The following is a 23,154-nucleotide window of genomic DNA, read 5'->3' on the forward strand; positions in this document are numbered from 1 at the left end:
GTTGCGATAATTCAGGACGGGAGTCCCATGCTGTCGAAACTCGTTCGCGCGGCGGCCCTGCTGTTTCCGGGTCTACTGGCCGGAGCCTTCGGCTACGGCGCGGTCAATGTCCTCTACGCCTTCCGCGAGGTCCCGCTCGATGTCCGATTCGCCTTCCACACCGCGCTCATGCGGGTCAACGGCCCGGTCATGCAATCGCTCATGGCCCTGACGATTCTGAGCACCCTGACACTCGCGATCCGCGGCCGGGGCGCGACCCGGCTGCTGGCCGCCACCGCCGCTGCCCTGGCGGTGGCGTCCTTCCTCATCACCCGTTTCGGCAATGTCCCGATCAACCAGCACATCAAGGTCTGGGCGATCAGCGGCCCGCCCGCCGACTACGCCACCCAGCTGCACCGCTGGGAGATGTTCCACTTCACCCGAACCGGTTGTGCCCTGGTCGCTTTCGTCCTGGCGATCGCCGCGGTCACTCAGCCCTGGCGCTCCGGGACCGGACAGGCGTCGACGGCCTCGGCGACGACCTGGGGCTCGATGGCGGCCGCCGGGCGGGCTCCGAGCTCGTAGTCCGCGCCGGTGATGATCGCGGACGCGGCCAGTGCGCTCAATTCCTCGCGATCGTAAACCCTTCCGCGACTGAGGAATCGGAATCCCTCGGGGCTTTCGAGGCTGAATCCCGAACCGCGGCCCGGCACCATATCGAGCACCAGCTGGGTATGCCGCCAGGCGGCGAACTGTGGTCCCGAAATCCACACCGGCGCAATATCTTCCGGTGCAGGATCGGTTTCGGGCAGCTCATCGGCCCGCAGCCGCAGATCCAGCAGCCCGAGCAGCACATCGGCATCGCCGACGATGAATTCCCCTGCGGGATAACACATCGGCGATGAGCCGTCGCAGCACCCGCCGGACTGGTGCAGCATGAGCGGACCGTGCGAATCGCGGAGGCGACGGAGCAGATCCATCGCCGCCGCGGTGGCGCGCACGCGCCGGGGCTCGGGCATCAGAAGAAGCCTTGCGCCTTCGACGCATAGCTGACCAGGAGGTTCTTGGTCTGCTGGTAGTGGTCGAGCATCATGCGGTGGTTCTCACGGCCGATACCGGACTGCTTGTAACCGCCGAACGCGGCATGTGCCGGGTACTGGTGATAGGTGTTGGTCCACACGCGCCCGGCCTGGATATCGCGCCCGGCACGGTAGGCCACCCCGCCATCGCGCGACCAGACGCCCGCGCCCAGCCCGTACAGCGTGTCGTTGGCGATCTTGATGGCATCGTCGTAATCGGTGAACGAGGTCACCGAGACGACGGGTCCGAAGATCTCCTCCTGGAAGATCCGCATGGAATTGCTGCCGGTGAACACGGTCGGCTGCACGTAGTAGCCGCCGGACAGATCCCCGCCCAGATCCACCCGCTCACCACCGGTGAGCAGGGTCGCGCCCTCACCCTTGCCGATCTCGATATAGGACAGGATCTTCTCCAGCTGATCATTGCTGGCCTGCGCGCCGATCATGGTCTCGGTATCGAGCGGATCCCCCTGCCGCACCGCCTTGGTGCGCACCACGGCCGCGCTCAGGAACTCGTCGTAGATATCGGATTGGATCAGCGCGCGCGACGGACAGGTGCAGACCTCGCCCTGATTGAGCGCGAACATGGCGAAACCCTCGAGCGCGCTGTCCTGGAAATCGTCATTGGCGGCGAGCACATCGGAGAAGAAAATATTCGGGCTCTTGCCGCCGAGTTCCAGCGTCACCGGAATCAAGTTCTGCGAGGCGTACTGCATGATCAGCCGCCCGGTGGTGGTCTCACCGGTGAACGCGATCTTCTTGATGCGCGGGCTGGACGCGAGCGGCTTACCCGCCTCGACGCCGAAACCGTTGACGATATTCACCACGCCCGGGGGCAGCAGATCGCCGATGATGCTCATCAGGAACAGGATCGAGGCCGGGGTCTGCTCGGCGGGCTTGAGCACCACGGCATTTCCGGCGGCGAGCGCGGGCGCGAGCTTCCAGATGGCCATCAGGATCGGGAAGTTCCACGGAATGATCTGCCCGACAACGCCGAGCGGTTCCTGGAAGTGGTAGGCGACGGTCTGGCTGTCGATCTCGGAGATCGAACCCTCCTGTGCGCGAACGGCTCCCGCGAAGTACCGCAGATGGTCGATGGCGAGCGGGATATCCGCGGCCATGGTCTCGCGGATCGGCTTGCCGTTATCCCAGCTCTCGGCGAGCGCGATGGCCTCGAGGTTCTCCGCGATCCGATCGGCGATCCTATTGAGGATGAGCGAGCGTTCGGCGACCGTGGTCTTACCCCAGGCGGGTGCGGCGGCGTGCGCGGCGTCCAGCGCGAGCTCGATATCCTCGGCGGTGCCGCGCGCGATCTCGCAGAAGGTCTGCCCGGTCACCGGCGTCGGGTTCTCGAAGTACTGCCCCTTGACGGGTGCGACCCATTCACCACCGATCCAGTTCTCGTAGCGGGACTGGAAGGACATGGCTGCCCTGGTGGTGCCGGGGCGCGCGAAGACGGTCATCGATACTCCTGAATCTGCTGACGGTTCCTGCGATGTCAGATGTGATCCAGGACACTACGAGTGCGCCCGTTGCGCTACCGTTGCATAAAACTGGTCAGATGCCCAATTTGCGGTCTATGAGCGCCAATTGCGCCTCGGCCTGGGCATACATCGGCGAATCCCGGTCCAGCGACGCCAGATACGCGGACCAGGCCGCGATATCCTCGCGCCCGTCCACCGAACTGGTCCAGCGCGCCAGCAAGCGCCGATCACCCGCCGCCAGCAGTGCCGCGCGCACCCGGCAGTGCAATTCGGCGCGCGCCTCCATGATTCCGGGCGCGAGTGAGCGCGGCAGCATCGGACCCGGATACGCGCGCAGCGCCGCCGCCGCGTCACCGTGCGCCAGCGCCCGGCGCACCGCACCGATATCGGTATCCAGATCCAGCAGCAGCCGATACGGTCGCGACGCCAAACCGTTCGCGCCCACGATCTTTCGCACCCGGGACAATTCCGCGCGCACCGTCACCGGATCCAATTCGGACTCGTCGAGCAGCATCGCCAGATGGTCGGCGCTCAACCCCTCCGGATGATCGGCGAGCAACACCAGAATCTCGGCGTGCCGCTGCGACAGGCGAATTCGCTCACCGTCGATGGTGAGCACCGGACGCCCGGCACCGAGCACCTGCAATCGCGCCAATGCGGAATCCGGCGGCGACGGCGCGCCGAGCAACCGCAGTCGCAACTCCGATTCCGCGGCCACCACCGTCGCCCGGATCAACGACAGCATCTCCGGCCCGGCGACTCGCGGCCCGCCGGTGATATCGATAGCGCCGATGACCCGGCCACTGCTCGGATCGTGCACGGGCGCTGCGGTACAACTGAATTCGTGCACCGCCCGGCTGAAATGCTCGGCCCCGAAAATCTGGACGTGATGATCCAGCGCGAGCGCGGTCCCCGGGGCATTGGTGCCGACGCGATCCTCACTCCAGTCCGCGCCCTCGACGAAATTCATTCCGGTGGCGCGATCTTTGACCCGGCGATCACCCTCCACCCAGAGCAGTCGTCCCTGTGCGTCACTGATCGCCACCAGCAATCCGGCATCGGCCGCGTCCTCGACGAGCAGTTTGCGGACCACCGGGCGAATCGACGCCGTGGGATGAGTTGCCCGATAGCGCTTCAACTCGGGCGCGGTCAAATCCACCGCACCGCCGAAACCATCCGGATCCACCCCGTTGCTGCGGCTGCGCCGCCACGAATCCAGCACCACAGACCGCACCGAATCCCCACCCGGGCGCACCGTCGGAAGCTGGCGACCGTCGATAAAGGAGTTGTGCGCGAAAGACATTCGCAACGCCAGCTGCGTGACGTCGTCATCCGGCCGGACGGCAACCCATGGGCTGCCCTGCGCAACAGTGCTCAATCACTATCCTTCACGTTCCCCCGTCTTCCACTGTAACGCCGAACTCGAAAGTGGCGGGCGGCCTTCGCCGATCGCCGCGTGTCGAGCGGGCACACCGAATTTCGCCGGTGTTAGCATCGCGCGTGCCATCGGAGCGACCTATTCGCCTATTCGATTCGGCATTCCATGATTTCGACCTGAGTCATTTCGCGCACGGTTTCGAATAACCCAAGAAAGGGCCGAATACATATGCTGGCGCTCCTCGGAATAGCGGTCGTCTCCGTGATGACCCTCATGCCCCAGGCGGTCACCGAGACCGTCACCAGGGTCCTGGCCTTCATCGGCTGATACCGGTCCGCCGTAGGCTCGTAATCATGCGAATCGCAATCATCGGCGGACACGGGCAGATAGCACTCCAGCTCACCGGACTGCTAAGCGAACGCGGGCAGCAGGTGGTGGGCGTGATCCGGAATCCGGACCACGCGGCGGAGGTCGAGGCGGCGGGCGGCGAGCCCGTCGTGCTCGATCTCGAACAACGGGGCGCGGCGGAACTCGCGGCCGCGCTGCAGGGCGTAGACGCGGTCGTGTTCGCGGCCGGTGCCGGACCCGGCAGCGGGATCGAACGCAAGTACACGGTCGACCGGGACGGGTCGGTGCGGCTCGCCGAAGCCGCCGAACAGGCCGGAATCCGGCGATTCCTCCAGATCTCCACCATGGGCGCGGGCAAACCCGCCACCGGGGGCGACGAATCGTGGATCGCGTACATCGACGCCAAAACCCAGGCGGAGAACGATCTTCGCGCCCGCGACCTGGACTGGACGATTCTGCGGCCGGGACGGCTGCTCGACGACGCTCCCACCGGGGCGGTCCGGCTCGCCGATACCGTCCCCGCCGGAAGCGTTCCCCGCGCCGATGTGGCGGCCGTGCTGTCCGAATTGCTGGTCACCGGCGCGGGAGCGGGCCGCGTCCTCGAATTGATCAGCGGCGACAGCACCGTCGAGGACTCCGTCAAGGCGCTGTAATCGGCGACGCCCGCAGAGCAGCGTGACCGCGTCCGGTCCGTCGCCGATCGTGGCGATCAGGGCCGGACGATCAGCTCGTCCGACGGGTGATCGGTTGCGCCCCAATCGATCCGCCGCGATCCGGACCGCCGCCCGCCGCCACCGGCCGAACGGCTGGATGAGCGGGACGGGCCGAAGCGGTAGGGTTCGAAGGGTTTTGCGGTATCGAGGGGCCGAATGGTGCGTGCGGGCGAGGAATTCGCGGGATTTGTGATCGAGCGCCGACTCGGCGGGGGCGGGATGGGCGAGGTGTATCTCGCCCGGCACCCGCGATTGCCCCGGCTGGTGGCGATCAAACTGCTGGCTCGGGAGCTGGCCTCGGACGGGCTGACCCGGGCCAGATTCGAGCGTGAGGCAGAACTCGTCGCCCGGCTGGACCATCCGAATATCGTCACCGTGCACGATCGAGGCGTCGAGGACGGGCGACTGTGGATCGCCATGCAATACGTCGACGGGGGCGATGCGTCGGCCGTCGATCCCTTCCGCCTGCCGCCCCGGGACGCGGTGCGGATCGCGGCCGAGACCGCCAAGGCCCTGGACCACGCGCATTCAATGGGCGTACTGCACCGCGATGTGAAACCCGCCAATATCCTGCTGACCCGGGAGACACCGGGCCAGAAGCGGCGCATTCTGCTGACGGACTTCGGGATCGGACGCCTGCGCGACGATTCGACGGAATTGACCAGGACCGGCACCCTCGCCGCGACCCTCACCTATGCCTCACCGGAGCAGCTCTCGGGTGAGCCGCTCGATCACCGCTCCGATCAATATTCGCTGGCGTGCACGCTGTTCCGGCTGCTCACCGGGTCGACGCCATTCCAGTCCGAGACCGCGGCCGGGGTCGTCGCGGGGCATCTGCAGCATCCGGTGCCACGGCTCACCGATCGGCGTCCGGGGTTGCCCGAGGCATTGAACGAGGTGTTCGAACGCGGTCTGGCCAAACGGCCGGGCGATCGATTCGAATCCTGTCGCGAGTTCGCCGCCGCGGCCGCACGCGCCCTGACCGCCGATCCGGCGGCGACACCGGAGTTCGCACCGGCGACACGGCCCTTCGAGGTCGCCGAACCCGCGAACCTGGCATCCGCGCCGACCCTGGTCACGAGCGCACCGGGTGGCCCGGCCACGCTCGTCCTGCCCGTGGTCGGCGATGTCACCGCGCTGGAAGCGGCACGGCCCCACAATGATTCGGAACGTCCGACCCACCCCGGAACGCGCACCGACGATGGCGCGGACCTCGACAACGGCAGGCCCGCGCGCAACGGTTCGAGGTCCGATTCCGGAGCGCCGCCCGATACCGGATCGAGGGCCGACAGCGGCGCACCGTCCGACAACGGATCGAGGGCGGGCAGCGGCGCACCGGGCCACACCGACGCCGGGTCCGCCACCGGCGCACGGCGCGATGGCGGCACACGGGCCGATCACGGCGCGCGACCGCGCACCCGGCGGATCGCGGCCGGAGCCGGAGCACTGGTCGTGGTGGTCGCGGCGGCCTGCGGAATCTTCTGGGCGGCACATGATTCCGCCGCCCGGCCGAAGATCTCGCCACCGAACGCGGCAACGCATGCCGCGCTCTACCCCGGCTTCACCCCGCTCACCCGGATCGATGTGAACGGCAACCCGGTCGACGAAACGAAATCGGTGCTGGATCCGGCCAATGACGGCAGGCTGTTCTGCAAACCGGTATCGATCGCGGCGGCGCTGCCGCTATCCGGTAAGGATGCGTCATTGGGGCGCAATGTGATCGGCGGCGTCCGGCTGGCGGTGAACCAGTTCCTGCGCGGCGGGAACAATGCCTGCCCGGTCACCCTGCGCGAATTCGATACCGCCGGCGATCAGGAGACCGCCACGCAGGCGGCGGCGCGCATCGCCGATGACGAATCCATTGTCGCGGTGATCGGGCCCGCGCTGTCCGGGGAGGTCATCGCGGCGGGCAGCACCCTGGACGAGGCGGGACTGCCGTTCCTCACCCCGGTGGCGACCAATCCCCTACTGGCGCAATGGCGCTGGTCCGGCTTCTTCCGCGGGCTGGCCAATGACCACGCCCAAGGCCCGGCCGTCGGCCGCTATCTGGCCCAGACGGCGGGCTTCGCACACGTCTGCGTGGTGCGGGACACCGGCGGCGGCTTCGGAAACGAATTGGCCGACAATGTGATCGAGGGCCTCGGCACGGCGAAGTCCTGCGAGGTCAGCATCGACCCCGACGCCGACCCGGCGGCGGCCGTGACCGCCCTCGCGGACGCCCACCCGGACGCGATCTACTACTCCGGCTATGCGAAGGCCGCGGCGAAGCTGCTGACGCAACTCCGGAATGCCGGTGTATCAGCGACTTTCGTCCTCGGCGACGGTGGGTACGATCCGCTGTTCCGCGGCGACGCCGGTTCCGCCGCCAAGGGCGCGATCGTGGCCTGCCCGTGCGGTCCTCCCACCGATCGCTTCCAGACCGACTACCGAACCGCCACCGGCGCGGCTCCGGCCCCGCACACCGTCGAGGCGTACGACCTCACCGCAATCGTATTGCGAGGCATAGCCTCCGGCCGCGTCACCCGGGCGGACCTGCGCACGTACCTGCACAACTATCACGGCGACGGTATAGCGCACACCTACTCCTGGTCCGCCACCGGCGAACTCACCGACCCGCGCGTCTGGCTCTACCGCCTGGACTGAACCGAACTTCACCGGCGCTGGAACGGTGGCCGAATATCCCTGCGGGAGTTGATCATCAGCTTGGCCAGGATCGATGCGACCTGGGAATCCACCGTGCGCACGGAGGTGCCGCGCCGCGCGGCGATCGCGGCGTTGGTGAATCCCGCCGCGACCAGCATCGCCACCTGCTGCTCCGCGCCGGTCAGCGCACTCCACGCCCGCGCGTGTTCCGGAGCGGGGTTCGGCTCGGACGTGGTCGCAGGTGTGGACTCCAGCGAGTTCGTGAGCCGGTGTGCCGACTCGAGCGCGGGCATGCCGCCGGGTTCAGCGAGATGGTCGGTGTCGGAGCAGGCAGCGAGCAGTCGCCCGGCATCGGGGATCGCCGCGCCCTCGCTCGCGACGGTCCGGAAAGCCCTGTCCCCCAGTACCTTCGTCGCCACCGCGACCGCTTCGGCGGTGATTTCCGCGAACGGCCGCAGACTGGCGACCTCGAAACCCAATCGACGGCGCAGTTCCGCGGTACCGCCCAGCAGCCGCGCGATATCGAGCGCCCACGGTACCGCCCGAGCATCGGTGGCAGTCGGCAGCGCGGTGATCAACCGGGACAGAATCCACGCCCGGACCTGCAGCCCCCACACCCCGCCCCAGTGATCGCGCATCGGAATCTGCCAGGTCAATCCCGCATCACACAGTGCGAGAGCCGCTTTCGGATCACCGTGCGCGCACACCGCGATGGCGCGCGCGAATCGAACCCACGTGATCGCCCATTGCGCCCCGGCCGCCACCATCCGCTCCGACTGCGCGCCGGTGACCGCGAGCGCCTGCTCGGCGGTGCCGTGGAACGCCGCAGACAATGCCTCGAACAATCCGCTCATGGCAGCGCCACCGGGATCGCCCGCCGCCTCGAACTTATCGACCGCTCGCGAAAGCACGACCGCAGCAACGGGATCGGCATGCACCAACCACAGCGTCCCGCCCCACAGATACTCGACCGCGGCGGGCAGTCCGTGATCGACGGCCGGGTCCAGCCGGTCGGCGCCGGTCACCGCCGTGGCACTGTCCCGATCGGCAGTCGAATCCATTCGGTCCGAACCGATTTCGGCCGTGGCACCGTCATCGAGAACATCGAGCCGGATACCGTCCGCCAGGCTCGCGGCCACGCATTCGGCCAGAATCTGCTCGGCCTCACCGGGCAGACCCTGACACAGGCTGAGCCAGCCGATCAGCGCGCGGGTCGACACCTCCAGTTCGGGCGGGCAGTGTCCCGATGCGCACGCCGCCGCCAGTGCGCGCTCGATCAGACTTCGCGATTCGCGTAAAGAGCCGCGCAGGAATGGGATTCGCGAGGTGGCGAGTCCGACCGCCATTTCCAGGCCGACCACCGCACGGGCGGGATCGGCCAGACTGCCCTCGACGGCGCACAGGATGTTGTCCCACGCCGCCCGGGTCCGGACCAGCAGCTCCTGTTCGCGCGGGCTGACCCAGCCGGTGCTCACCGCCAGCACCTGATCTCGGTAGTAGTCGCGATGCCGGGCGGTCAGCTCGAGCCATTCCCCGGACTCGATCAGGCGCTCGCGCGCGAATACCTGGAAGCTCTCCAGCAGCGAGAATCGCGCGGTCTCACCGCCGAGGTGAATCGACACCAGCGAACGATCGACCAGCTGTTCCAGCAGACCTGCGACCTCATACCGCGCCAAGCCACCCGAATCGGCTCCGGCACAGACCGATTCGATCGCTTCGATATCGGCTCCGGTCTCCGAGGCCGAACCGCCGTCCCGATCGCCCCCGTCCCGATCGGCGTCATAGCCGGTCGCGAACACCGCCAGCCGCGCGAACAGCAGGCGTTCCTTCGGCTCACACAGCTCGTACGACCAGCCGATGACCGCGCCGATATCGCGATGCCGCTCATCGACGCCCACCCGGAACCCCGGCGACCAGCGCAGTCTGCGGTCCGTCTCGGCGCCGCCCAGATCGCGCAGCACCATCGCCGGAGACTGGTAGCGCAGTCGCGCCGCCGCCAGCCGGATGTACAGCGGGAAATAGTGCAGATGCCAGCAGATCTGCCGCACCACGGCGGTATCGCCCTCCCCCACCGGCCGCCCCGACAGCTCCGCTCGCTGCCGGAACAGCGCCATCGCCTGATCCCGGGCCAGCGGGGGAACAACCGCGATGTGCTCTTCAGCCCAACCGATCGCGGTACGACTGGTGGCCAGCACCGCCACCCCGGGAATGGCTGCGAGCAGATCCGCGATCACCAGTCCCACGGCCGCGAGCAGATGTTCGCAATTGTCGAGCACCACCACCGTTCGCCGGGCCGCGCCCGTGCGGGCCGCCTCGTCCATGTCGACTGAGCAGACCGGGCGTTCGAGGGCGTCGATCAGCGCCTGTCGCCCGGTGCGTCCGGAGAAGTCGCCTTCCAGCACGGCACCGGCGATCTTGTCCATCACCACGGCCGCGCTCGCATCCCGGGGCAGTCGGGCCAGATGCACCCAATACACCCGCAGCCGGGGGTCTGCGCGCAGCCGCGCGGCGATCGCCATGGCCAGCCGCGTCTTACCGATGCCGCCGGGCCCGACCAGTGTCACCAGCCGCGCGGAGCCCGCGAGCAGGGTTGTCACGCGGTCCAGTTCGCTGTCACGCCCGATGAATCCGTCGGCGCCCATCGGCATACCGACACCGAATGGATCAGGACCTACCGACACGAAGCGGAAGCCTAGAGGTTCGGACCCGCGACGGCCCGTCCGACCTCGGGCTACGCGCTGAGGATCGGTCCCATAGGTAGCTCCGGGCAGCGATTGCGGATGTGCCCGGACCATCTCCTCACCCAGGATCGACCAGACCCGTATCCACCGAACCGAAAGGTACGACATGCTTTCCGCGCGGTGTCACCGAGAACCCGGCCCGCGATGCCCGTGATCACCGGCACCACCTCGACCCGGCTGGCCGGACTGATCCGCACCACCGCGCTCACCGCCGGGGTTCCGGCCACCGAACTCGACGCGATCAGCCCGAGCGTGAATCCGGCCGTCCTGGCCGACGATCAGCTGCGGGTGCCGACCGAATGGGCCTGGCGGGCCTGGGAACTCATCGACGCGACCGCGGGTCCCGGCTCCGGCCTGCTCGCCACCGCCGCGGCCGGGTACGGCGGCCTGCACGTCTGGGACTACCTGTTCACCTGCGCCCCGACCCTGGCGGAAAGCGTACGCATCGCGATCGGATTGCGCGGAGTGGTCACCGATCCCGCGGTCGGCTGGGTGGTGGAGGAGGACGGGCGGCTGCTCACCATCCGGGAAACCACCGCCATCGAACCCGACGGGGTGCTGCCGCCCATCCAGGAATTCATGCTCTCGATCATGCTGCGCCGCGTGCGCGAGGCCACCGGGCAGCATCTGGTGCCGGTGCGAGTGGCGTTCAGCCACAGCGCAACTCACCGGTACCGGCCACTGGTCGACGAATTCGGCACCACCCGAATTGATTTCGGCGCAGCCTGCGCGGAGATCACCTTCCTGGACGCGGGCGGCCTGCCCACCGGCACCGACCCGTACCTGGGCGCGATGGTCCGCAAGTACGCCGAGTTGCTATTGACGACATCACGACCAGCGCCGGACTGGCGAACCACCCTGCACAACACCGTCATCGGCGCGCTTCGCGACGGCGACACCAGTCTCGAGGGAGCCGCACGCCGTCTCCAGATCAGCCCGCGCACACTACAGCGCCGACTGTACGAATTGGGCACCAGTTGGCGGCAGGAAGTCGAATCGGTCCGGCGCGACAATGCGATCCAGCTCATGCGGCACACCGATCTACCGGTGCGGTCGGTCGCGGCCCGGCTCGGCTACACCGACGCCCGCACCCTGCGCCGGGCCATCCGCCGCTGGTCCGGCCAGGGCGTGACCGACTTCCGGCGCGAACTGCGCGACGCCGATTGGATCGGAGCCCCCGGGTCATCCGGGATCCGGCGTTAGAGCTACGCCATGTAACAGATACCATCTGGTTCGTGGCAAAGCTCAAGGTCTCCATAGACGTCCCGATCCCGCCCGACCAGGCCTGGGCACACGCCTCCGACCTGCCGGAACTCGATAAATGGCTGACCCTGCACGAGGGCTGGCGCGGCCCGGTCCCCGCCGACCTCACCCCCGGCACCCGCCTCATCGGCGTGGCCACCGTGAAGGGCTTCCGCAACCGCGTCACCTGGATTGTGCACACCGCCGAACCCCCGAACCGCCTGATACTCAACGGCTCCGGTATCGGCGGCACCAAATTCGGCATCGAACTCCGCGTCGCCCCCAGCCCCACCGGCTCCAAGGTCACCGCCGACTTCAACCTCGGCGGCGCACCCCTGTTCGGCCCCATCGGCTCCGCCGTGGCCCGCGCCCTGCGCGGCGACGTCGAACGCTCCCTGGACAACTTCGTCAAGCTCTACGGCTGACCCGAGACAGAAAAGTGGCCCGGAACCTGGGGTTCCGGGCCATTTTTCGTAGTAGCGGGGACAGGATTTGAACCTGCGACCTCTGGGTTATGAGCCCAGCGAGCTACCGAGCTGCTCCACCCCGCGTCGGGTGAAGAAGACGTTACCCCGGGGTGTACACATTCTCCAAAACGGGCGAAGCGGGCGAGGTCAGGCGGCTTTCGGGGCGGACGCCGCCGGAGGCCAGGGTGAGGATTTCCTTATTGCCGTCGGCCCAGGTGGGGGTCATGGCGACGTCGTTGATGAGCCAGACACCCGCGGAGCGGAGCAGGCCGATGCGGTAGGTGCCGCCCAGGGTCCAGCGGGGGGAGCCGAAGGGGTTGGCCAGCAGGTGAATTGCCTGGAAGACGGCGGTCAGGATGGCGGTGTAGTCCAGGCGTACGGAATCGGCGAAGACGGCGGGGAAGGCATCCCAATCGCGAGTGTCTATGCGCCACATCATGGTGGTGGCGGCATCGATCACGTCGGCGCGATCCTGGGCTGAAGTCATGGCGGTACTCCTTTGTAATCAGTTGAGGGGGAGAAGATTTCGCGCGTCGAAAACACGCCGCGCCACGGTCATCGCGGCGAGCACCCGGGGAAGCCCGCATACGGTGGAGTACTACCAGCGGCTCGAACAGGGCCGGGCCAATCACCCCTCGAACGAAGTGCTCGACGCGCTCGCCGAGGTACTGCGCCTGGACGCCACCGAACGCGGATACCTGGGCAGGCTCGCCAATCCGGCGCGAAATCAGCTCGACGAACTATCCACCGGCAGTGTGGAATTCGCCGAAGTCTGGTCGGCGGGCGAGGTCGCGGTGCGCACGCACGGCTCCAAGAATTTCCGCCATCCCACCGTCGGCGTCCTGACCCTGAATTACGAAAACCTGGAATTGCCGGGGGATCTGCGCCAGCGCCTGGTCACCTTCAGCCCGGATCCGGCCACCGCGACCGATGCCGCACTACGGGTGCTCGGGTCACAAACCTATGTGAGCCGCTGAACCGGAGACAGGCCCCGCAGCAGCTGCGCGTCCACGACCAGCGCGGTGGTGTTATCCCTGCCGCCATTGGCCAGCGCCGTCTCGACCAGTGCCTCGGCGGTGTGACCGGCCGAATTGTCGGCTGCCAGCAGGGCTTTGATCGCCACCATATCCAGCTTCTTGCCCACGCCGTCACTGCACAGCAGTAGTCGCCCGGCACTCGAACCGGTGGCGGCCTGACCGATCTGATCGGGCTCCACGGTGCGCGCGGACGTGGTCACCAGGTGGGCCATACCCGGCATCGGCTCATGACCGCGGGACCGGAAGTATTCGGCCACAGTGTGATCGGTGGTGATGCGCTGGAGCGCCCGGCCATTCCAGCGGTACGCCCGGCAGTCCCCGACCCACGCGATATCGGTCGGGCCATCGGGCTGTCCGCCCGCGGGGAGCACCGCCACCACCAGCACGCTGTCGGCGGCCGACTCGGGCAGCTCGCGCAGCAATTCCTGCTGTGCGGCAAGGATTCCCGCTCGTGCACCGTGTACCACCGCGACCCGCGATGCGGTCCGGGCCACCAGCCGCGCGGCTCGCGCCGCCGCCAGATGATCGCCGACGCCGTCCGCGACGACGAAAGCCGTTCGGCCCGAACGTTCATCGGTGAAGGTGGCCACCGCGTCGGCGTTGATGGTGCGCGATCCGATTCGGCTCACCGCCGCACCCGCCACCCTGCCCAGCCACGCCTGGTCTGCGGGTTCCACCGGATCTCCGGCGCCGATCTCGAACGCCTCGCTGTGCATGGCCCCTCCTGGGACTCGGCCTCACGGGGTGCTGTGGACCAGCACTCCCTCATTCAACGGCCGAAAACCGTGCGCTACTCCCGATTTGCCTGTGTGATTGCTGTGGAAACCGGCAAAAGCCGAGATCAGAACGTTATCGCGGATCAGTGCGCGGTCTGCGCGACCACGAAGATCCGGCGGAACGGTAGCCAGGTCGCACCGTCCGGCTGCTGCGGATACGCCTCGCGCAGCAGCGGCGCGAGCTGGGCGCGGAACTCGGCCCAGGCCGTGTCATCGAGCACATCGCGGACGGGGGTGAGCGCCGTGCCGGTGACCCACTCCAGGACCGGATCCGGACCGGTCAATCGCTGCAAATAGGTTGTCTCCCAGGCGTCCACGGCACACCCCTGCGCGGTCAGCACCTGGGCGTACCCGGCCGGATCGAGCACCGCACGCGGCTCCAGCAGTCCGGCCGGAGCCAGACGCTCCCGCCACTGTTCCGCACCGGCCAGTGCGCGAATCGCGAGATGCGAAGGCGCGTCGAAGTTTCCGGGCACCTGGAACGCCAGCCAAGCCCCGGCGGGCAGCTCCCGCGCCCACGTCGCGATCAACTCCGGATGACCGGGCACCCACTGCAATACCGCATTGGTCACCACCACATCGGTATCCGGACCCGGCCGCCACTCCCGCACATCCACCAGTCGCGCGTCGATACCGCGCGCCCGCGCCGCCGCCACCATCTCCGGAGAGGAATCAGAGGCCTCCAGCGCCGCGTCCGGCCACCGCTCCCCCAGCGTCAGCGTCAGATTGCCGGGGCCGCACCCCAGATCCACCACGCGGCGCGGCCGCTCGGCCCGCACCCGCTGCACCAGATCGAAGAACGGCCGCGCCCGATGATCATCGAAGGCCAGATACTGCCGCGGATCCCACATGGGAGTCACCCTAATCCGCCGGGTGCGCGCGGTCGCGCGAGCGCGCGAGGCATATGCCGAAACGAGAGAAGGCCCTCGAAGAATGATCTTCGAGGGCCTTCTCGCTAGTAGCGGGGACAGGATTTGAACCTGCGACCTCTGGGTTATGAGCCCAGCGAGCTACCGAGCTGCTCCACCCCGCGTCGGTGAACATAACATTACACACGGCTCGCAGTCAGTACCAAATCGTATGGTCAGGGGCGGTTTCCTCGATTGCCGGTCCGATCTTGAAGGCGACGCGGAGCGGGTTTCAACCATCCGGATGGTTGCAAAACGGAGGTCTTGGACAGAAAAACCTCCGCCTGGGAAGGCCTTCCTGCGCGCGTGTCCCGCGAAACGCGCCCGAAACGTGACTGGAGTCACATTTTCACAGTGAGTTGAATCACATCACGAGCATATAACAGACCGATCGGATCTACGAATTGCAGCATAGCCAACCTGCATGAAGGCTATTTTTTCGGTTATTCGCTTCATGCAATTCCGAAGTTATCAAGACGTGATCTGTCGAGATTCCCCCGTTATCGTCAGTCTCGGCCCGGATCAAACCCGTGATGGGCACCGCACCGAACCGCCGCACGCCGGAAACCCTGTCCCGCGGTTTGGTACCCAGAGCCCCTGGGGACAGGGACACGGCAGCAAAACGCCTGGTCGGTCGTTCGCAGGGAGGGAAAAACACCATGAAACAGAACCGGAAGATCAACACCCGCGCCCTCGGCCTCCTCGCCGTCACCGGTGCACTTGTTGCCGTCCCGTTCGGCTTCTCCGCGACCGCCTCGGCAGCCCCCGCCCACGACTGGGATGGCGTCGCCCAGTGCGAGAGCGGCGGTAACTGGGGTATCAATACCGGCAACGGCTACTACGGCGGCCTGCAGTTCTCGCCCAGCACCTGGGCGGCGCACGGCGGCCAGGGCAGTGCGGCCAACGCCTCCAAGGCCGAGCAGATCCGCGTGGCCGAGAACGTGCTCGCGAGCCAGGGCGTCGGCGCCTGGCCGGTCTGCGGCCAGTACCTGCGCGCCGGTGCCTCCGAGCCCGAGCCGGAGCCCTATGTCGAGCCCGCGCCCGCCCTCCCCGCCGCGCCCGCCCCGGTCAGCGATAAGCAGGTCCTGATCGATCAGGCCAAGACCGCCGCCGGTGGCCTCGCCCAGCAGTTCGGCGTGCAGGATCAGTACCAGCAGGTGCTGGATCAGAACGCCTCGCTCATCGAGTCCTGGGGCCGCTGAGCGCCCCCGGGTCCACTGAGCCCGCGCACTCCTTCCCCATACCGGAAGTGACAGGAAAGCGCTGCCGTCGCCCATGACGGCAGCGCTTTTCCTGTTCCGCAGGGGAATTCGATCAGTCGGCGAACTCCGCGCGGTGCGCCAGCGCCCAGTCTCGGAAGCCGCGCGGCGGGCGACCGGTCACCTGTTCGACGGTCGGATAGACCACCGAGGTGAAGGACTCCAGCGCGGTGGCGCGCAAGGCCGTGATGGCATCGGCCATCTCCGGCGAGACGCCGAAACCGATTATGGCCGAGCGTGATTCGTCCGCCGAGGTCTCGACGTAGTACAGCGGGCGGCCCAGGACTTCGGCGAGAATATCGGTCTGCTCACCCGGCGAGAGCGGCTGCGGACCGCTGAGGGTGTACACCCGGCCCGAATGCCCCTGTTCGACAAGGGATCTCACCGCGACCGCGGCGATGTCCACCGGGTCCACCACCGCGATACGGCCCTGGCCGAACGGGGCGCGCACCGTATCGGCGGCGCGGATGCCGGGAGCCCAGTGCAGGGCATTGGACATGAAACCCAAGGGGCGCACCATGGTCCACGCAATCCCGCTCGCCCGGACCGCGTTCTCACCGGCACGATGCCACATCGGGATCGGATCATTCGCCGCTTCGTCCCCGGCTCGGCCCGAGGACAGTTTCACGATCCGGCTCACCCCCGAATCCGCAGCCGCGGCAGCGATATTCGCATCGTGCTTGGGCAGTTCGGGTCCGCTCGACAACAGGAACACGCTCTCGACACCGCGCAGCGCGGGGACCAGACTGTCCGGCTCACCGAGATCACCGCGCACCACCTCGACCCCGTCGGGCAGTCCCGCGGTCTCCGGACGGCGGACCAGCGCACGCACCGGCGCACCCAGTTCGAGCAGTCCGTCGATCACGGCTCGGCCAACGGTTCCGGTTGCTCCGGTCACAAGAATCATCACGCACTCCAGCTCTTCAGCGGCTCTGCGCGGGGTTGATCACCGCGCTGGAACCAGCCTGTTCCAAGCGCCGGGCAACATCCATGAACGAGATTCGAATCGCGGGGATGTTCCATACAGACCGCGAATGCGATGATTTCTTCCATGCTGGATGAGATCGACCGCGGACTGATCCACGCCCTGCACCTCGACGGGCGCGCCACTTTCCATCGGATCGGCGAGGTGCTCGGCGTCTCGACCCAAACCGTCTCGCGCCGCTACGCACGCCTGCGCGAGACGGCGGGGTTGCGCGTGGTCGGCCTCGCGAACCCCGCGCGCACCGGGACCACACAGTGGCTGGTGCGCCTCACCACGACTCCCCCGGCGTCCCGTCAACTCGCCGAAATCCTTGCCCAGCGCGCCGATACGACCTGGGTCATGCTCACCTCCGGCGGCACCGAGATCTTCCTGATCGTCGATGCCCCCGAGACCGGCACACCCGAGCTACTCCTGCACGATCTCCCCCGCACCTCGGTGATCACGGGGATCTCAGCGCACTATGTGCTGCACACCTATCTGGGAGGTCCCACCGCCTGGCCGGGTCGCCTCACCGTGCTGGACGCGGACCAGCGGCGAATGCTTCAGTCCGGCAACGAGTTCAATATCCGGCGACCCGCGGCGGAGACCGATGACGCACTCTTCGCGGCACTGCGCGCGGACGGACGATTCGGCCTCGCACACCTTGCGACGGCCACCGGATGGTCGCAATCCACTGTGGCGCGGCGTATTTCGGAACTGCGGGCGAGCGGTGCACTGTACTTCGATGTGGAAGTGAACGATAACGAGCTCGGTGTCACAACCCGCGCGCTGCTCTGGGCCACGATCGCTCCCGGCCAGCTCGACCGCGTCGCGAAAGCCCTTGCCCAGCATGCGGAATTGGCCTTCCTGGCCGCTACCACCGGCAAGTCGAACCTCATCGCCGAGGCACTCTGCCCCGACCCCGCCAGCCTGCACACCTACCTGACCCAGCGCCTCGGCGCGTTCGACGCCATCCACACCCTCGAGACCACACCCGTACTCGCAACGGTGAAGTCCACCTCACAGCCCACCCTCGCGCACCAGCCCGCCCGACGCCGCTGAACGAATCCCGAAGGCATTCACCGTGTCTGGAGCGGTCGCATGAAAAAGGCGCTGCCGTCGTTGTCGACGGCAGCGCCTTTTCAGTCAGCGGTCAGTGGGTCAGTTGCCTGCCTTCTGGTAGGCGTTCACCGCTGTCTGCAACTGTTCCAATGCCTTGCCGAGTTGGCCGAGGTCGCCGGACTTCTGAGCGTCCTGGACCGCGCGCAGCGCATCGTCGAGTTGTTTGACCGCGGCGTCCTTATTGGCCGCCGGTGGGGTCACCGTCCCTTGATTGGGCGGAGTCGTCCCCTGGTTCGGGGGTGGGGAGGCCTGGTTGGGCTGGTCGGTGGCGGCGCTGCCGGTGCCCGGGAGCACCTGTTCGAGCGCTTCCTTGACCGTCGAGCCGTAGCCGACCTTGTCCCGATAGCTGGCCAGCACCTTCACCAACTGCGGGAAGGACGGTGTATTCGGGCCGCCCGCATTGCGTTCCAGATACCAGGGTTCGACGTACAGGATGCCGCCGTCACCGACGGGCAGCGTCAGCAGATTGCCGTATTTGATCTTGTTGACATTGCCGCCGGTCAGCAGGTTCCGGTCCCTGGACACTTGATCGTTCGTCGTCATCGACGTCTGTGTCTGGCCCGGCCCCGGCGTCTGCGAATCCGGTGGCAACTTCAAAACGGTCAGCTTGCCGTAGTTCTCGGGATCCGAATGCGCCTGGATGTACGCGGACAGGAAGTTTCGCTTGTACCCGACCATGACACTGGTCAGATTGAAGGTCGGCTTATTCGTCTTCGGATCGCCCACCAGCACGTAGTACGGCGGTTGATGCGCACCGCTGGCCGCACCCTCCTGCGTCGGATCGTTCGGCACCGACCAGAAGGCGTTATTGGTGAAGAACTCGCGCGGATCGTCCACGTGGTACTTGGCGAGCATCTCGCGCTGCACCTTGAAAAGATCCTCCGGATACCGGAAGTGCGCCCGCAGATCCGGGCTGATCGCGCTCTCCGGCTTCACCGCGTTCGGGAACACCCCGCTCCACGCCTTGAGCACCGGATCGGTCTTGTCCACCTGGTACAGGGTGACGGTGCCGTCGTACGCGTCGACGGTCGCCTTCACCGAGTTGCGGATGTACGAGACCTCCTTGCGCGGCAGCAGCCGGCCGGTGGTCTGGTCGATGCTGTCCTCGACCACGCCGTCCAGCGAGGTGCGCTGGGCGTACGGGTAATTGTCGAGGGTGGTGTAGGCGTCCACGATCCAGAGCATGCGCCCGTCCACCACGGCCGGGTACACATCGCCGTCGGCGGTCAGCCACGGCGCGACCTGGGTGACGCGATCACGCGGATTGCGATTGAAGATGATCTTCGAATCCGAGCCGATCGCACCGGAGAACAGGATGTTCCGCTCGGCGTACTTGGCCGCGAACGCGAACCGGTTGAACCAGTTGCCGATCGAGACGCCACCCGAACCGGAGTACGTGTACTGATCGGTGGGGGTGTCGTATTCGCGCGGGGCCTGATTGTTGCCGCCCACGATGGCGTAATCGGAATCGCCCTTGGAGATCAGCTCGCCGTAGTAGATGCGCGGCTGATCCAGCTTGATGGCCTGCTTGTCCTTGGGCGTGAACAGATCGCTCACCGTGGACAGATCGCCGACATTGAACACCGGATAGCCGTAGCCGCCGCCGGAATCACTGCCCGCGGACTGCTGGGCCTGCTGCGTGTCCTTGGGCGGAGCCTGATTCACCCGATTCGCCGGGGACGCGACGAAACCATTGCCGTGCGTGTAGACCGTGTGCTTGTTGATCCAGTCGGTCTGGTTGCCGGACAGGTTCTGCGGCTGCAACTCTCGGGCCGCCACGATGTAATCGCTCATCTCACCGTTGATGGTGTAGCGATCGATATCCAACGGATCCGGGAAACCGTAGAAGTTCTGCAACTGCTGATTGCGCTGAATGAACGTCTGCGTCAACAGGTTCGGGTCCAGCAGCCGGATGTTCTTGATGGTCGCCTGATCGGACGGCACCATGACCGGCTGTTTGGTCACCGGATCGGTGGTCGCCTCACCCTTGTAATTGGTGTATTCGACCTTGTCCGGTGTGAGCCCGTACGCATCACGCGTGGCCTCGATATTGCGCTCGATATACGCGCTCTCCTTGGTGGCCGCGTTCGGGCGCACCGAGAACTGCTCCACCAGCAGCGGCCACACCGCGCCGACCAGCACCGAGGACAGCACCAGCAGCGCCGCCGCCATGGCCGGAATCCGCAAGTCGCGCAGCACGACTCCGGCGAAGAACGCGATCGCGCAGATCACCGCGATGGACAGCAGGATCAGCTTGGCGGGCAGCACCGCGTTGATATCGGTGTACGAACCACCGGTGAAGGTCGGCTCCTTACGCGTGCTCGACAGCAGCGCGTACCGGTCGAACCAGTACGCGATCGCCTTGAGCAGCACGAACAGTCCAGCCAGAATCGCCAGCTGCACGCGCGCGGCGGTGCTCAGCGTGCCCTCGCGACCCGCCAGCCGCAGCCCGCCGAACACGTAGTGCGTCACCAGATTCGCGAAGAACGCGATCACCACGGCGACAAACAGCCAGTTCAGCACCATCCGATAGAAAGGCAGATCGAAGGTGTAGAAACCGATGTCCAGATGGAACTGCGGATCCTGCACACCGAACTTGCCGCCGTGCAGGAACAACTGCACCGTGGCCCAGCTCGATTGCGCCACCAAACCCGACAGCACACCGATCAGCAGCGGAATCCCGATGCCGAACAGCCGAAGTCGGCTCATGACGGTGGTGCGGTAGCGCGCGATCGGATCGCCCGGCCCCGAGACCGGTACGAACACCGGCCGCGATCGGTACGCCAGCAGCAGCGCCAGCCAGATGATCGCGCCGACAACCAGCGCGACGACCAGGAACAGTAGGAAGCGGGTCAACAGGACCCGGTGGTACACACCGCGGAAACCGACCTCACCGAACCACAACCAGTTCGTATAGGCGTCGGTGAGCCGCGGCCCGACCAATAACAATGCCGCCAGTGCCAGTGCTGTCACCAGCAATATCCGGCTGCGGCGTGACAGCGAAGGTAAGCCAGTCGGGGGGCGCATGCCCACGATGCCACTCTCCCAGGGTCCGGCAGGCCCGCCCGGAAAAACCAGGCGGTGCACCGCAGTCCGATGATGCGAGTTGGTCCCAGGGGACCGTTCGCGCCCCACTCTACGTAAATCGCCCGGGATCCGGCCCAACACCCGGGCTCGAGAGCGCGAGATCTCGATGCGAGGATTGCGGGGTGAACCCTGAGCAGTGGGCCGCGTCCGCCCTGTACCGGTGCATCCGTGAAGTCGCCGAGTATGTCGACGGCGAGGGCTGGGACCGTCCCCCGCAAATGTTCGCCCTGGTACCGACGGTGGACCTGGTCGCCGCCGAACCCTCGCTGATGGATCAGGTGGACGAGAAGGACGCCCTGACTCCCATTGCGCAGGAGCCGTTTCCGGAGGACATCAACGGCGACCATCCGCGCGCGCTCGACGAATTCCTGGCCACCACCAGCTGGCCGCTCGCCGTCGAAGGCTGCGTGCTCGTGCAGCAGATCGTCGTGCTGCCGCCCGATGCCGAGCAGACCCTCGATGACGCGATCGAACCGCTGCTCGCCGATCCCGACGCCGCCGACTCGGCCGCCAGGCAGGCCGCGGTCTCGCATCCGGAGCGCCGTGACGCGCGGTTGTTCGTAGGCGTCCTGCGTGACGGCACCGCACTGTCGCTGCTCCAGGTCCGCCCCGCCGAGGACGAGGAGGACCCCTTCGGCGACCTCGACCTGCGCACCGCCCCCAACCTGGCTCCGAACCTGGTCGAGGCGGTCAGACAGACCTTGGACAACGAGCCCGAGGACTGAGCGGGCTTACCGCTGAAAGCAATTCGCGCCCCACTGCCCGATGGCAGTGGGGCGCGGCGCATATGGGGGTGGGCGACCCCGTCATCCCGGCATGGTTTCGGCCGGGATCCACACCGGGCAGGACTAGCTGCAGCTGGGGGTTTCCTTGCCGGCGTTGATGTCGTCCAGCGCCTGGACCGCGCCCGCCAGGTTTTCGACCTTGACCAGGCGCAGACCGTCGGGGGTGCGCTGGGCGGCCTCGTTGCAGTTGGCAGCGGGGACCAGGAAGGTCTGCGCGCCTGCCTCATGGGCGGCGATCATCTTGTACTGGATGCCGCCGATCGGGCCGACCTTGCCGTCCGGGTCGATGGTGCCGGTGCCCGCGACGAATTTATTGCCGCTGAGCTCGCCCGGGGTGAGCTTGTCGATCAGCGCCAGGGTGAACATGAGACCGGCGGAGGGACCGCCGATTTCGGCCAGGTTGAAGTCCACCTGGATGGGGCCGCTGGCGAATTCGCCCGGCGTGATGCCGAGGTAGCCCTTGGCGGAATCGTCGGGGCGCGCGCCCAGGGTGATCTCGGCGCGCTGCTCGGCGCCGTCGCGGCGGAACACCACCGGAATGGCGCTGCCGGGTTTGGCCGCGGACACCGCCGCCACCACATCCTTGGACGAGGCGATGGGTTTACCGTCGACGCTCACCAATTCATCGCCCTTGCGCAGCACATCCTTCGCGGGCCCGTCCTCGGTGACCGCGCGCAGTCGCACCACGGTCGGCATCTTCAGATAATGCAGGGCCGCCAATTCCGCATTGTCTTCGGAATCCTTGAAGTCCTGTTGATTCGATTTGTCTATCTCGTCACGCGACACTCCGGGCGGATACACCTCGGCACGCGGCACCAGACCGTGCTGACCATCGAGCCACAGCCCGAATGCCTCGAAGATATTCAGCTGATCGCGAACGGAGACCGTGGTCATATTCAGATTGCCCGCGGTCGGATCGACCGCGGCTCCCCGCACCTCAACGACCTGTTTTCCATTCACTTCGCCCAGCGTGTTGAATGTCGGCCCAGGTCCGAGTGCCACGAACGGGACGGTGACGACACTGCCGATGATTCCCAGCACCAAAATGGGGATCAGGGCGGCGAGCAGGGTGAATATCCGACGGTTCACGCGGCCAAGGGTACTGGTGATGCCCCCGATTGCCGCGTTCCGCTCGGCGGTTC

19 protein-coding genes and 2 tRNA genes are annotated in these 23,154 nt (G+C 66.9%); 9 read left to right on the forward strand and 12 right to left on the reverse strand.

Annotation, left to right across the window (positions count from 1 at the left end; all coding sequences use genetic code 11):
• Nucleotides 1-27: 27 nt before the first annotated feature.
• Nucleotides 28-564 (forward strand): DUF1772 domain-containing protein, encoded by a 537-nt coding sequence (locus AB0L82_RS22440; RefSeq protein WP_364639329.1) that lies wholly within the window; start codon nt 28-30, stop codon nt 562-564.
• On the opposite strand, the gene AB0L82_RS22445 is transcribed toward AB0L82_RS22440, so the two are convergent.
• The 3 genes from AB0L82_RS22445 to AB0L82_RS22455 all read right to left on the reverse strand — a co-directional run bounded on the left by AB0L82_RS22445 (nt 471) and on the right by AB0L82_RS22455 (nt 3,845).
• Entirely contained in the window at nt 471-998 is a 528-nt protein-coding gene (locus AB0L82_RS22445) for a DUF779 domain-containing protein (protein WP_364639332.1), read from the reverse strand. The two genes, AB0L82_RS22440 and AB0L82_RS22445, sit on opposite strands and share 94 nt — an antisense overlap.
• Nucleotides 998-2,521: an aldehyde dehydrogenase family protein gene (locus AB0L82_RS22450; RefSeq protein WP_364639335.1), complete on the reverse strand. Its 1,524-nt coding sequence runs from the start codon at nt 2,519-2,521 to the stop codon at nt 998-1,000. Before AB0L82_RS22450 ends, AB0L82_RS22445 begins: the two co-directional genes overlap by 1 nt.
• Nucleotides 2,522-2,615: 94 nt before the next feature.
• Nucleotides 2,616-3,845 carry a transcriptional regulator gene (locus tag AB0L82_RS22455; RefSeq protein WP_364640425.1) on the reverse strand — a complete coding sequence of 410 codons (1,230 nt, stop codon included), beginning with the start codon at nt 3,843-3,845 and terminating at the stop codon, nt 2,616-2,618.
• A 428-nt stretch (nt 3,846-4,273) separates the two neighbouring features.
• Here AB0L82_RS22455 and AB0L82_RS22460 point away from each other — a divergent pair, with 428 nt between their 5' ends.
• A complete protein-coding gene (locus tag AB0L82_RS22460) occupies nt 4,274-4,921 on the forward strand; it encodes an SDR family oxidoreductase (RefSeq protein WP_364639338.1) in 648 nt (215 codons plus the stop codon).
• A gap of 216 nt (nt 4,922-5,137) precedes the next feature.
• A complete protein-coding gene (locus AB0L82_RS22465; RefSeq protein ID WP_364639341.1) occupies nt 5,138-7,624 on the forward strand; it encodes an ABC transporter substrate-binding protein in 2,487 nt (828 codons plus the stop codon).
• An 8-nt stretch (nt 7,625-7,632) separates the two neighbouring features.
• On the opposite strand, the gene AB0L82_RS22470 is transcribed toward AB0L82_RS22465, so the two are convergent.
• Nucleotides 7,633-10,305 (reverse strand): AAA family ATPase, encoded by a 2,673-nt coding sequence (locus AB0L82_RS22470; RefSeq protein ID WP_364639343.1) that lies wholly within the window; start codon nt 10,303-10,305, stop codon nt 7,633-7,635.
• Between the two features lie 204 nt (nt 10,306-10,509).
• On the opposite strand from AB0L82_RS22470, the gene AB0L82_RS22475 reads away from it, so the two are divergent.
• Together AB0L82_RS22475 and AB0L82_RS22480 are read left to right on the forward strand one after the other, a co-directional pair.
• Nucleotides 10,510-11,568 (forward strand): helix-turn-helix domain-containing protein, encoded by a 1,059-nt coding sequence (locus tag AB0L82_RS22475; RefSeq protein WP_364639346.1) that lies wholly within the window; start codon nt 10,510-10,512, stop codon nt 11,566-11,568.
• Nucleotides 11,569-11,600: 32 nt separating this feature from the next.
• Nucleotides 11,601-12,032 (forward strand): SRPBCC family protein, encoded by a 432-nt coding sequence (locus tag AB0L82_RS22480; protein ID WP_364639348.1) that lies wholly within the window; start codon nt 11,601-11,603, stop codon nt 12,030-12,032.
• A gap of 52 nt (nt 12,033-12,084) precedes the next feature.
• Here AB0L82_RS22480 and AB0L82_RS22485 read toward each other — a convergent pair.
• Together AB0L82_RS22485 and AB0L82_RS22490 are read right to left on the reverse strand one after the other, a co-directional pair.
• Nucleotides 12,085-12,158, reverse strand: a tRNA-Met gene (locus AB0L82_RS22485).
• Between the two features lie 16 nt (nt 12,159-12,174).
• Nucleotides 12,175-12,561 carry a hypothetical protein gene (locus AB0L82_RS22490; RefSeq protein WP_364639351.1) on the reverse strand — a complete coding sequence of 129 codons (387 nt, stop codon included), beginning with the start codon at nt 12,559-12,561 and terminating at the stop codon, nt 12,175-12,177.
• Here AB0L82_RS22490 and AB0L82_RS22495 point away from each other — a divergent pair.
• Complete coding sequence (locus AB0L82_RS22495) at nt 12,560-13,051, forward strand: helix-turn-helix transcriptional regulator (protein ID WP_364639354.1); 492 nt, start codon at nt 12,560-12,562, stop codon at nt 13,049-13,051. The two genes, AB0L82_RS22490 and AB0L82_RS22495, sit on opposite strands and share 2 nt — an antisense overlap.
• On the opposite strand, the gene AB0L82_RS22500 is transcribed toward AB0L82_RS22495, so the two are convergent.
• The 3 genes from AB0L82_RS22500 to AB0L82_RS22510 all read right to left on the reverse strand — a co-directional run bounded on the left by AB0L82_RS22500 (nt 13,036) and on the right by AB0L82_RS22510 (nt 14,920).
• Nucleotides 13,036-13,827: a protein phosphatase 2C domain-containing protein gene (locus AB0L82_RS22500; RefSeq protein WP_364639356.1), complete on the reverse strand. Its 792-nt coding sequence runs from the start codon at nt 13,825-13,827 to the stop codon at nt 13,036-13,038. The genes AB0L82_RS22495 and AB0L82_RS22500 overlap by 16 nt on opposite strands.
• 143 nt (nt 13,828-13,970) lie before the next feature.
• Complete coding sequence (locus tag AB0L82_RS22505) at nt 13,971-14,738, reverse strand: trans-aconitate 2-methyltransferase (protein WP_364639359.1); 768 nt, start codon at nt 14,736-14,738, stop codon at nt 13,971-13,973.
• 108 nt (nt 14,739-14,846) lie between these two features.
• A tRNA-Met gene (locus tag AB0L82_RS22510) sits at nt 14,847-14,920 on the reverse strand.
• Between the two features lie 534 nt (nt 14,921-15,454).
• On the opposite strand from AB0L82_RS22510, the gene AB0L82_RS22515 reads away from it, so the two are divergent.
• The gene (locus AB0L82_RS22515) at nt 15,455-15,997 is read left to right on the forward strand and encodes a transglycosylase family protein (RefSeq protein ID WP_364639362.1); all 543 of its coding nucleotides are present in this window, start codon (nt 15,455-15,457) and stop codon (nt 15,995-15,997) included.
• A gap of 112 nt (nt 15,998-16,109) precedes the next feature.
• On the opposite strand, the gene AB0L82_RS22520 is transcribed toward AB0L82_RS22515, so the two are convergent.
• A complete protein-coding gene (locus AB0L82_RS22520) occupies nt 16,110-16,961 on the reverse strand; it encodes an SDR family oxidoreductase (RefSeq protein WP_364639365.1) in 852 nt (283 codons plus the stop codon).
• Between the two features lie 144 nt (nt 16,962-17,105).
• On the opposite strand from AB0L82_RS22520, the gene AB0L82_RS22525 reads away from it, so the two are divergent.
• Nucleotides 17,106-18,080: an AsnC family transcriptional regulator gene (locus AB0L82_RS22525; RefSeq protein WP_364639367.1), complete on the forward strand. Its 975-nt coding sequence runs from the start codon at nt 17,106-17,108 to the stop codon at nt 18,078-18,080.
• Nucleotides 18,081-18,179: 99 nt separating this feature from the next.
• Here AB0L82_RS22525 and AB0L82_RS22530 read toward each other — a convergent pair whose 3' ends face one another.
• Nucleotides 18,180-21,173, reverse strand: a complete 2,994-nt coding sequence (locus tag AB0L82_RS22530; RefSeq protein WP_364639370.1) for a UPF0182 family protein — start codon at nt 21,171-21,173, stop codon at nt 18,180-18,182.
• Between the two features lie 176 nt (nt 21,174-21,349).
• On the opposite strand from AB0L82_RS22530, the gene AB0L82_RS22535 reads away from it, so the two are divergent.
• Complete coding sequence (locus AB0L82_RS22535; RefSeq protein WP_364639373.1) at nt 21,350-21,952, forward strand: PPA1309 family protein; 603 nt, start codon at nt 21,350-21,352, stop codon at nt 21,950-21,952.
• Between the two features lie 123 nt (nt 21,953-22,075).
• Here the strand turns inward: AB0L82_RS22535 and AB0L82_RS22540 are convergent, their stop codons facing one another.
• Nucleotides 22,076-23,101, reverse strand: coding sequence for a PDZ domain-containing protein (locus AB0L82_RS22540; RefSeq protein WP_364639376.1), 1,026 nt, complete (start codon nt 23,099-23,101; stop codon nt 22,076-22,078).
• Between the last annotated feature and the right edge of the window lie 53 nt (nt 23,102-23,154).

It is taken from the genome of Nocardia sp. NPDC052001, from assembly GCF_040680615.1.
GTDB lineage: Bacteria > Actinomycetota > Actinomycetes > Mycobacteriales > Mycobacteriaceae > Nocardia.